Annotated in this window: 7 protein-coding genes; 5 read left to right on the forward strand and 2 right to left on the reverse strand. The window is 70.8% G+C overall.

Translation table 11 applies throughout. The annotated features are described in order from the left end of the window. The first annotated feature begins 17 nt into the window (after window positions 1–17). Genes ACY45C_RS15140 through ACY45C_RS15150 form a run of 3 tightly spaced genes read left to right on the forward strand, consistent with a single transcriptional unit; the run spans window position 18 to window position 2,734 of the window. Complete coding sequence (locus ACY45C_RS15140) at window positions 18–1,376, forward strand: phosphomannomutase/phosphoglucomutase (RefSeq protein WP_462188246.1); 1,359 nt, start codon at window positions 18–20, stop codon at window positions 1,374–1,376. Then, the gene (locus tag ACY45C_RS15145) at window positions 1,376–1,573 is read left to right on the forward strand and encodes a Trm112 family protein (protein WP_462188239.1); all 198 of its coding nucleotides are present in this window, start codon (window positions 1,376–1,378) and stop codon (window positions 1,571–1,573) included. The genes ACY45C_RS15140 and ACY45C_RS15145 overlap by 1 nt, the downstream gene beginning before the upstream one ends. Window positions 1,574–1,588: 15 nt before the next feature. Beyond that, window positions 1,589–2,734 (forward strand): SIS domain-containing protein, encoded by a 1,146-nt coding sequence (locus tag ACY45C_RS15150; RefSeq protein ID WP_462188240.1) that lies wholly within the window; start codon window positions 1,589–1,591, stop codon window positions 2,732–2,734. Window positions 2,735–2,773: 39 nt separating this feature from the next. Here ACY45C_RS15150 and ACY45C_RS15155 read toward each other — a convergent pair whose 3' ends face one another. Together ACY45C_RS15155 and ACY45C_RS15160 are read right to left on the reverse strand one after the other, a co-directional pair. Continuing rightward, the gene (locus ACY45C_RS15155; RefSeq protein WP_462188241.1) at window positions 2,774–5,170 is read right to left on the reverse strand and encodes a transglycosylase domain-containing protein; all 2,397 of its coding nucleotides are present in this window, start codon (window positions 5,168–5,170) and stop codon (window positions 2,774–2,776) included. A 553-nt stretch (window positions 5,171–5,723) separates the two neighbouring features. After that, window positions 5,724–6,671, reverse strand: coding sequence for an RDD family protein (locus ACY45C_RS15160; RefSeq protein WP_462188242.1), 948 nt, complete (start codon window positions 6,669–6,671; stop codon window positions 5,724–5,726). A 168-nt stretch (window positions 6,672–6,839) separates the two neighbouring features. Here ACY45C_RS15160 and ACY45C_RS15165 point away from each other — a divergent pair, with 168 nt between their 5' ends. Further along, the gene (locus tag ACY45C_RS15165; RefSeq protein ID WP_462188243.1) at window positions 6,840–7,850 is read left to right on the forward strand and encodes a stage II sporulation protein M; all 1,011 of its coding nucleotides are present in this window, start codon (window positions 6,840–6,842) and stop codon (window positions 7,848–7,850) included. 132 nt (window positions 7,851–7,982) lie between these two features. Continuing rightward, complete coding sequence (locus tag ACY45C_RS15170; protein WP_462188244.1) at window positions 7,983–9,125, forward strand: alkene reductase; 1,143 nt, start codon at window positions 7,983–7,985, stop codon at window positions 9,123–9,125. Window positions 9,126–9,505: the final 380 nt, after the last annotated feature.

The following is a 9,505-nucleotide window of genomic DNA, read 5'->3' on the forward strand; positions in this document are numbered from 1 at the left end:
AGAAGGGGTTGGAAGGGATGCGTGACCTCTCGCGGATCTTCAAGGCGTACGACGTGCGTGGCGTGGTGCCGGCGGAGTTCGATGCCGACGTCGCCCGAGCCACCGGAGCCGCCTTCGTGCGGCTGCTCGGCGCCCCGCGGATCGTGACCGCGCACGACATGCGGGAGTCGTCGGTCCCGCTCGCCGAGGCCTTCGCCGAGGGGGCGGTCAGCCAGGGCGCGGACGTGATCGCCGCCGGGCTGGGATCCACCGATCTGCTCTACTTCGCCGCCGGTTCGCTGAACATTCCGGGTGCGATGTTCACCGCGTCGCACAACCCGGCGAAGTACAACGGCATGAAGCTCTGCCGGGCCGGCGCGGCACCCATCGGCCAGGCGACCGGGCTCGCCGACATCCGCGCGATGATCGAGGCGGGCATTCCTGCCGGTCCCGGTCGTCGCGGCACCGTGACCCGGCGGGACCTGCTGGACTCCTACGTGCGTCATCTGCGCACCCTGGTCGACCTGGCGGGGATCCGGCCGCTGACGGTCGCCGTGGACGCGGGTAACGGCATGGGCGGGCTGACCGTCCCGGCCACCTTCACCGGGCTGCCGCTGACAGTGATCCCGCTCTACTTCGAGCTGGACGGCTCCTTCCCGAACCACGAGGCGAACCCGATCGAGCCGGCGAACCTGCGGGACCTGCAGGCCGCCGTCCGCAGCTCCGGAGCCGACATCGGCTTGGCCTTCGACGGCGACGCCGACCGCTGCTTCGTCGTCGACGAGCGGGGGGAGATCGTCTCTCCGTCGACCATCACCGCCCTGGTGGCCGATCGCGAGCTGGCCCGGGAGCCGGGGGGCACGGTCATCCACAACGTCATCGTCAGCCGGGCGGTCCCCGAGTTGGTCACCGAGCGCGGGGGCGTCCCGGTCCGCACCCGCGTGGGCCACTCGTTCATCAAGGCCGAGATGGCCCGTACCGGCGCGGTCTTCGGTGGCGAGCATTCCGGTCACTTCTACTTCCGCGACTTCTGGCGGGCGGACTCCGGCATGCTCGCCGCGCTTCATGTGCTCGCCGCGTTGGGCGGCCAGGACCGGCCGCTGTCCGGGCTGCTCGGGGGGTACGCCCGTTACAGCGCGTCCGGTGAGATCAATTCCGAGATCGCGGACGCCGCGGCGGCGATGAACGTGATCGAGAAGGCGTACGCGCCGGACGCCGCCGACGTGGACTACCTGGACGGGTTGACGATCTCCTTCTCGGACGGATCCTGGTTTAACCTCCGCCCGTCCAACACCGAGCCGCTGTTGCGGCTCAACGTGGAGGGGCCCGACGACGCCACGATGCATCGGCTGCGCGACGAGATCTTCGCTCGCATCCGGAGCGGAAGGGAAGCCTGATGAGTCTCGACCCGCTGCTGTTGGAGATCCTCGTCTGCCCGTGCAGCAAGCACGGTGAGCTGCGGCCCGACGAGCTGGGCGGTGCCCCCGTGCTGGTGTGCCTCGCCTGCGGCCTGGCGTTCCCGGTGCGCGACGACATCCCGGTGATGCTGCTCGACGAGGCGGTCCCGTTCTCCGGCGCGCCGGCGTCGAACTGACGCCGCGGCCTCGACGTGTACCTCGACGAGGCGATCCTCGACGACACCGCCCGCATTGACGCCGGTCACGCCGGCGGTCTCCTGCCGCACATCGCCTCCGCCGCCCGCCAGGTCCGTCGCGGTGCCACCCTCGCCCAGGAGGCCGGGGTCGCTCGCCTTGCCGCTGACGGGCGGCCCCGGGCGGTCGTCGTGGTGGGGGTGGGCGGCGCGGCGCTGGCCGCCGGGGTGCTCGCCGCCGTCGCCGGGCCGGCCAGCCCGGTGCCCGTCATCGGTCACCACACCTACGGCCTGCCGGGCTGGGTGGGGGTGGCCGACGTCGTCCTTGCGGTGTCGGCGTCCGGTACCTCCGCGGAGACCTGTTCGGCGGTGGAGGAGGCGAACCGGCGCGGCGCGCGGGTGGCCGTGGTCGCCCCTGCCGACACCCCCCTGGCCCACCTGGCCGGGGTGGCCGGTGCGCCCCTCGTCGTGACCTCGGCGGAGCAGCCCGCTCGTGCCGCCCTGTGGTCGTTGTCGCTGCCACTGATCATCGTCGCCCGGGCCCTGGGTATCGCGCGGGTGGCGGACGAGGCGATCGAGGCGGCCGCCGTCCGCCTCGAGGACGTCGCGACCCGCTGCCGTACGTCCAGCGAGTCGTTCGTCAATCCGGCGAAGACGCTGGCGCTCGAGCTGGCCGGTACGTTGCCGATCATCTGGGGAACCTCACCGGTGACGAACGTGGTGGCCGAACGTGCCGTCACCCAGCTCGCGACGAACGCGAAGTATCCGGCCATCGCCGGGGCGCTGCCGCATCCCGCCCGCCACCAGGTCGCGCTGTTCGACGGTGCTTTCGGCGCGGGTCTCGCGGCTGGCGGCCCGGTGCGCGACGACTTCGACGACTTCTTCCGCGACCGCGCCGAGGAGGACGAGTCGATCCGGCTCCGCCTGGTCCTGCTGCGCGATCCCGACGTCGAACGCCTGGATGTCGCCCGGCAGGCCGAGGCGGCGGTGGCGGTGGCGGCCGAGCGAGGCGTCGGCGTCACCGAACTGCGCGCCGACGGCGGCGGGCCGCTGGAACGGCTCGCCTCACTCATCGGCCTGTTCGACTACACGGCCGTTTATCTCGCCCTAGCGATCGGGGTCGATCCCGTGCAGGTGCCCGCGGCCCACGACCTTAGGCGTTGACCAGGATCTCAGGCGCTGACCAGGCCGCCGGAAGGCTGGCTAGCGGCCGGCAGGCTGATCCCCTCTGCCGGATCCCGGTTCGACGCCGTTCTGAGGCTGCTGCGGCTGTCCCTGGTTCTGCCCGCTCTGGCCCGTGCCGGGCTGGGCGCCGCCTCCCTGTGGCTGTCCGCCCATGCCGGGAAAGATCTGCTGACCCAGGTTCTGCAACAAGTCGCCGAGGCCCTGACCGGGCGCCGGTGCTGGCGGGGTGTTCTGCAGACCTCCCTTGGTGCCGCGCGCGACGGTCGGATCGGCGCCGGGCAACGGGACCACCGGCCGGTTGGCCAGGGCGGCCCGCATCGACTTGCTCCAGATGATCGCGGGCAGGTCGCCGCCGAAGACATGGGGCCAGGTCCGGCCGTCGGCGACGACGCCCCGCAGCGGGTGGCTCTCCGCCCCCATGGGGTCGCCGACGGATACCGCCGCGGCGAGCTGCGGGGTGAAGCCGACATACCAGGCGGCCGAGAACTCGTCGGTGGTGCCGGTCTTGCCTGCCGAGGGGCGGTCGATGGCGGCCTTGGTCCCGGTCCCGCGGACCGGGACGCCGGCGAGCACACTGGTCACGGTGTCAGCAACACCCTTGGCGAGTACCTGTTCGCACTGCCGCGGCTGGGCGATGTCGATCGGGTCGTGGCTGGAGTCGATGGCCTCGGTGGCGAAGCGGGGCGTGCAGCGCACCCCGCCGCCGGCGATCGTCGCGTAGGCGTCGGCCATCTGCAACGGGGAGACGTACATGTACTGGCCGCCGCCGATGGCGGTGGCCCCGTCGGTGGAGCCGATCTTGTCTGCCTTCGGCGGTGTGACGCCCAGGCGTTTGGCCATCTCCAGGACCGCCGGGATGCCGGTCTTCTCCGCGAGCTGCACGTAGAAGGTGTTCACCGAGTCCCAGGTGCCCTTGGGGATGTCGTAGATGCCGGCCTCGGCGGGATCGGAGTTCGAGAAACCCCTGGGGCAGTCGCCCTCACCGCGGTCCAACGGGAACTTCTTGGTCTCGTAGCAGGCCGGGGAGTAGAAGGCCGTTGAGGTGCCGTAGCCCTGTTCGAGCGTGGCGGCGAGCACGAAGGTCTTGAACGTCGACCCGGGCTGGAAGGTGGCGCTGGTCGGCAGCGGTACCACCGTCTGGTTGACGGCTGTGTTCGAGCCGTACACCCGGTTCACTGCCATGGCGAGGATGTTGCCGGTGCCGGGCTGGATGACGACCTCGGTCGCCGACACCCGGCTGCTCGGTGACACGGTCGAGTTGACGGCGTCCTGCGCTGCCTGCTGCACCATTGGGTCGAGAGTGGTCCTGATGACCAGGCCGCCCTCGTAGATGCGTCGGTTGCGTTCCTCCAGGGTGGAACCGAGCGCCGGGCTCGCTCGCAGCTGGGACCGCACGTAGTCGCAGAAGAACGGCGCCGACGACGTCTCGCAGGAGTCCGCGGCCGGCGGCGGGGCCTTCACGACGTTCAGCGGCATCTGCTTCGTCGCCTCTGCCTGGGTGGTGGAGATATACCCCTCGGCGGCTATCTTGTCCAGCACGGTGTTGCGCCGGGCCAGCGCGGCCTCCGGGTAAGCGGCGGGGTTGTACCGGGACGGACTCTGCACGAGCCCGGCGAGCAGCGCCGCCTGTTCGAGAGTGACCTGGGAGATGGGCACCCCGAAGTAGTGCTCGGCGGCGGTGCCGATCCCGTACGTCCCGTCACCGAAATACGCGATGTTGAGGTATCGCTCCAGGATCTCGTCCTTGGAGAACCGCTTCTCGATGCCCAGGGCGTACCGGAGCTCCTGGATCTTGCGTTCCAGGGAGTTCCCGGCCGCGACCTCTCGCTCCCGCGTGGTGCGGGCGTTCTGCAGCAGCACGTTCTTGACGTACTGCTGGGTCAGCGTCGAACCGCCCTGAGAGACTCCGCCGGCCTCGCTGTTGCGCAGCGCGGCGCGGAAGACGCCCTGTGGGTCGACGCCGCCGTGCTGGTAGAAGCGGGCGTCCTCGATCGAGATGATTGCCTCGCGCATGATCTTCGGGATCTCGTTGCCGGGCACGACGATGCGGTTCTCGGCCCCGCGCAACATGGCGATCACTGATCCGTCGGCGGCCAGAATCGTCGAACTCTGCGGCAACGGAGGCGTGACGAGCTCGGCGGGCAGCCCGAGGAAGTGGTCCGCGCTTCCCTTGGCGAACAGGCCGACCGCACCGACGAACGGCAGGGACAACAACGCGACGACCAGCCCGAGAACGATCGCCGTCAGCCCCATCTTCTTCAGGACCCGACGCCGGTTCACGGGTGGACGGGGGATGAGCGGCCTGCCCGCTCCCCCGGCCCCGGCCCCGCCGGTCGCCGCCGGACCGTCGCCCGTGCCGCCGGGGGAGCGACGCGCGGAAGCGCCGTCGTCCGCGTAGGTGACGCCGCTCGCCATGTTGCCCGGCCTGGCGGATCGGGACGGCCTGGTGGATCGGGACGGCGCGGTGGATCGGGGCGGGGTGGGGGCACGTTCCGGCGCGACGGCGTGCGACGGGGCACCCGACCGGGCCGGCTTGCTCGGGTCGGCCGGCTTGCTCGCGCGGGGGGCGAGGTGGCTCGAGATGGAGTGCTCGACTCCCGTCCGACAGACGTCGACGTCACCCCCTCCGTGGACCGGCGCAAGGGCCGGAGTCTTCCTGGGACCTGTCCAGCATGCGTGAGCCGGCACTTGGTCGCTCACCGGCAGCACCGCCTCGAACCCGGTGCGACGTGGCAGCGGGTGCGCGCCGATTCGTGGCGGTTGGCGCGGACGGTCTGATTCGCAGGTAACGCTAGACGAGCGTTTCACCGGCGGACCAGCCGCCACGTCCGGTGTGTGCGGTACGTCCTACATTGTTTAGCAGACGTTAAGGAAATGTGGATCTGATGGTGCGTGCCCCGGCCGGTCCGGGCGGGTGCGGCCGGACGATGGGCTGGCTGGCTGCCGGGGACCGGTGAGGGCGGCCGGGTCACCGGCCCGGCGGGGGCTGCGGGGCCGTGGGATAGGGGGGTTGCGGGGATTGGTCCTGAGCCGTCGGGTACTGGGCCGTCGGGTACTGGGCACCCGGGTACGGGGCGAAGGCGGGGGAGGGTGTCGATCTCGGCCGGTTCGCCGTCAGCCGGTGGTAGGCACGCCGGGTTCGCTCGGCCAGCACGGCGGACAGGTAGGCCCAGCCCGGCGTGCCGGGCGGCGGCGGTGGTGTCACGACGGCTCGCACCTCCCGGACCAGCCCGCTGCCGAGGCATTCGAGGGCCTGCGGGGACAGCTCGTGTGCCCGGCCGAGGAACTGGCGGGCACGCAGGGCCAGAGCATCATCCAACCCGGTGAGGTCAAGGGTGGCGGCCCAGCCGACGAGCTGGGGCGGGACGGACGCCGGCACTCCGCCAGTGCGCGGCACGCTGGCCTGCAGGACGACCGTGCCGGCGAAGACGTCCCCCAGCCGCTTCGCGTGTTTCGACACCAGCATGCTGATCACTGCGGGCAGGCCCAGCAGCAGTCCGGGACGTTCGACGACCGCCCCGACCAGACCCCGGGCGAACGCGTGCCGGAAGTGGATGGGACCTCCGTCGTCGCGGACGACGCGCAGCCCCAGGGCCATCTTGCCGAGGGTCCGCCCGCGCGTCAGCGTCTCGCAGGTGACCGGGTACCCGAGCACGATGCCGACATAGACCAGCAGGAACACCGTGGCGATCAGGGCGTCGTTGTCGGGCCGCACGATCAGTAGGGCCGCGGCGCCGACCGCGTAGAGGATGTAGAGCTGGATGAGCAGGTCGAGCAGGCCGGCGATCAGACGGGAGCCCAGCCGAGCCACCCGCAGTTCGATGGTGATCGCTTCACCTGTGACGATCGCCTCACCCGTGAGGACACCCGTGCCGGCGAGACCGGCGGATCCCTTTCCCGTGACGACCTGGTTCATCTGGGCCCCCCGGGACCTCGATGGGTATCCGGACATCACTTTATGGCCTACGCCGCCCGGTTCGCTCCTCCTCGCCGGGTGGTGCCGCTGACAGCGGTGAGGACGGTTCGGACGCGTGCGGCTCGACGGTCTGCGAGGATCTCGACGGTCTGGGAGGATGAGGCCGTCATGGATCTTGATGCGTACGTCGCCGTGCACCGGCCGGAATGGGTCCGGCTTGGTCGGCTCGTCGACAAGGCCGGCCGGCCGCGGCGGATGGCACCGGACGAGCTCGACGAACTGGTCGAGTTGTACCAGCGCGCGGCTACCCACCTCTCGGTTATCCGCAGCCGGTCGTACGACACGACCCTGGTCGACGATCTGACGAACCTGGTGACGCGAGGCCGGGCGGCGGTGGGCGGCGCACCTGACCCCGGCTGGCACGTCGTCGGTCGTTTCTTCGCGGTGACGTTTCCGGTGGCCGTGTACGAACGCCGATGGTGGGCTGTCGCGACGGCGCTCGGCTCCCTGCTCGTCGCGCTGGCCGTCGGTCTGTGGGTCGTGCACGACGCCGAGGTACAGGCGAACCTGCGTGCGCCGGACGCGGTCGCGGATCTGTGCCGCCACGGCTTCGCGTCCTACTACACCGAGAATCCGGCCTCGTCCTTCGCTAGTCAGGTGTGGACGAACAACGCCTGGGTGTCCGCGCAGGCGGTGGTCTCCGGGGTGCTGCTGGGTCTCCCGACCCTGCTGGTCATGTTGCTGAACGCGCTGAATCTCGGCGTCGTCGGCGGATACATGACCAGCTGCGGGGAGAGCGGGCAGTTCTTCAGCCTGATCCTCCCGCACGGCCTGCTGGAGCTCACGGTCGTGTTCGTTGCGGGCGGGGTCGGGCTGCGTCTCGGTTGGACGATCATTGCACCGGGTCCGCGCAGGCGGGTGGAGGCCCTGGCCGCAGAGGGGCGCGCAGCGGTGGCCGTCACGATGGGGATGGCGCTCGTGCTGGCCGTCTCCGGGCTGATCGAGGCATTCGTGACCCCGTCGGGGCTGCCCACGGCGATCCGGATCGGGATCGGCGCGGTGGCGTTCGGCGGCTTCATCGCTTACGTCCGGCTGTACGGTAGCCGGGCGGCCGCGGCCGGAGAGACCGGTGACATCGACACCGGGCGCGGCGGCGCCGACCTGCTCCCGGTGGCCTGACCGCGCCGACCGGGGCCCGTGGCGGGCATCACATTTCTGGGGCGGCGGGAAGGCTGCCCGGCGATGTACCTGTTCGGTAGGTACAGGCGCGGCGCCCTGGGGTGAGCCGTGACGCCGACGAGAGGGAGCCTCATGACCACCGCGTTCGACCCGATCGATCTGGGCGGACTTCGCCTGGCAAACCGCATCGCACTGGCCCCCATGACCCGTAACCGGGCCCCCGGCGCAGTCCCGGCTCCGGCCACGGCCACCTACTACGCCCAGCGTGCCGGCGCCGGGCTCCTCATCACCGAGGGCACCCAGCCCTCCGTCGGTGGACAGGGTTACCCGAACACCCCGGGCCTGCACAGTGAGGAGCAGGTGCGGGCCTGGCAGCAGGTGACCGGCGCCGTGCACGAGGCCGGCGGAGTGATCTTTGTCCAGGTGATGCACGCTGGTCGCATCAGTCATCCCGACCTGCTGCCGGGCGGTCTCGTCCCGGTGGCCCCCTCGGCGGTCCGCCCGGCCGGCCAGGCGTTCACCGGCGAGGGTATGCAGGACTTCGTCATCCCGGCCGAGCTGACCGAGCAGGGCATCATCGAGATCATCGCCGATTTCGTCGCCGCGGCCCGTAACGCCGTCGAAGCCGGCTTCGACGGCGTCGAGATCCACGGCGCCAACGGCTACCTCGTGCACCAGTTCCTTGCCAGCGGCACCAACCGGCGCACCGACGGCTGGGGCGGCTCGGCGGTGGGTCGGATCCGGTTCGCTGTGGAGGTCACCCGGGCGGTCGCCGCCGCGATCGGCGCTCATCGGGTCGGCCTGCGGATCTCGCCGGGCACCACCTTCAACGACATCACCGAGGACGACGTGCGCGACACCTACGTCGCGCTGGTGGACGCGGTCGCTCCGCTGGGGCTTGCATACCTGCACATTGCGGAGAACACCGGGCGCGAGCTGACCCGAGAGCTGCGGGAGCGATTCGGCGGTCCGCTCGTCCTCAACCCGCTCACCCCCGACCACCCGACCGGGCCGGAGGAGCTGTCGCTCGTGGAGAACGGCACCACCGACATCCTCAGTTTTGGGACGCTGTTCCTGGCCAACCCCGACCTGCCCGTCCGGCTCGCGGCCGGCGGCCCGTTCAACTCGCCGGACCGCGCCACCTTCTACGGTGGCGACGAGCGCGGGTACACCGACTACCCGGCACTCGCCGATGCCGACGCCGATGCCGACTCTGTGGCCGTGACCGTGGTTCAGCAGGAGTCGCCCGAAGCCGGGCCGGTCGTCACCGCCTAGCGCGACAACCTGTACGCGCGCATGGCCGGGCGGTGGGAGGGGCATGGTGTGCCTTGGCCGGCTAAGAACCGCGGAAACCGGCCTCCTGGACAAGGGCGCGACGCGGTCGGTGCGATGTCCCGTGACGCCGCCTTGTCAGCGGCCATCCCTGGACCAGGCTGGTCAGAGTACCGTCTACCGCCACGGAACCACCCGGGGACACCGGGGCCGGCCCGGCCGGCACCTCGCGAAATCACCTTCGATGATTTCGCTGGGTAGTCGTCTAGATCTGGGTGGTCGTCTAGACTTGTCTTCCGCACGTGCGTGCGATGAGCCAGCTGCTTGATCTCTTGTTCGGATCACGTCGGGGTGACCGCGATCGGTAGTGACGGGTCTGGGAC

The sequence above is a fragment of the Frankia sp. CcWB2 genome (assembly GCF_977927585.1).

Coding starts and splice junctions, on each gene's coding strand:
- ACY45C_RS15140 (WP_462188246.1), top strand. CDS start 18: ATGCGTGACCTCTCGCGGATCTTCAAGGCGTACGACGTGCGTGGCGTG.
- ACY45C_RS15145 (WP_462188239.1), top strand. CDS start 1,376: ATGAGTCTCGACCCGCTGCTGTTGGAGATCCTCGTCTGCCCGTGCAGC.
- ACY45C_RS15155 (WP_462188241.1), bottom strand. CDS start 5,170: ATGGCGAGCGGCGTCACCTACGCGGACGACGGCGCTTCCGCGCGTCGC.
- ACY45C_RS15160 (WP_462188242.1), bottom strand. CDS start 6,671: ATGAACCAGGTCGTCACGGGAAAGGGATCCGCCGGTCTCGCCGGCACG.
- ACY45C_RS15165 (WP_462188243.1), top strand. CDS start 6,840: ATGGATCTTGATGCGTACGTCGCCGTGCACCGGCCGGAATGGGTCCGG.
- ACY45C_RS15170 (WP_462188244.1), top strand. CDS start 7,983: ATGACCACCGCGTTCGACCCGATCGATCTGGGCGGACTTCGCCTGGCA.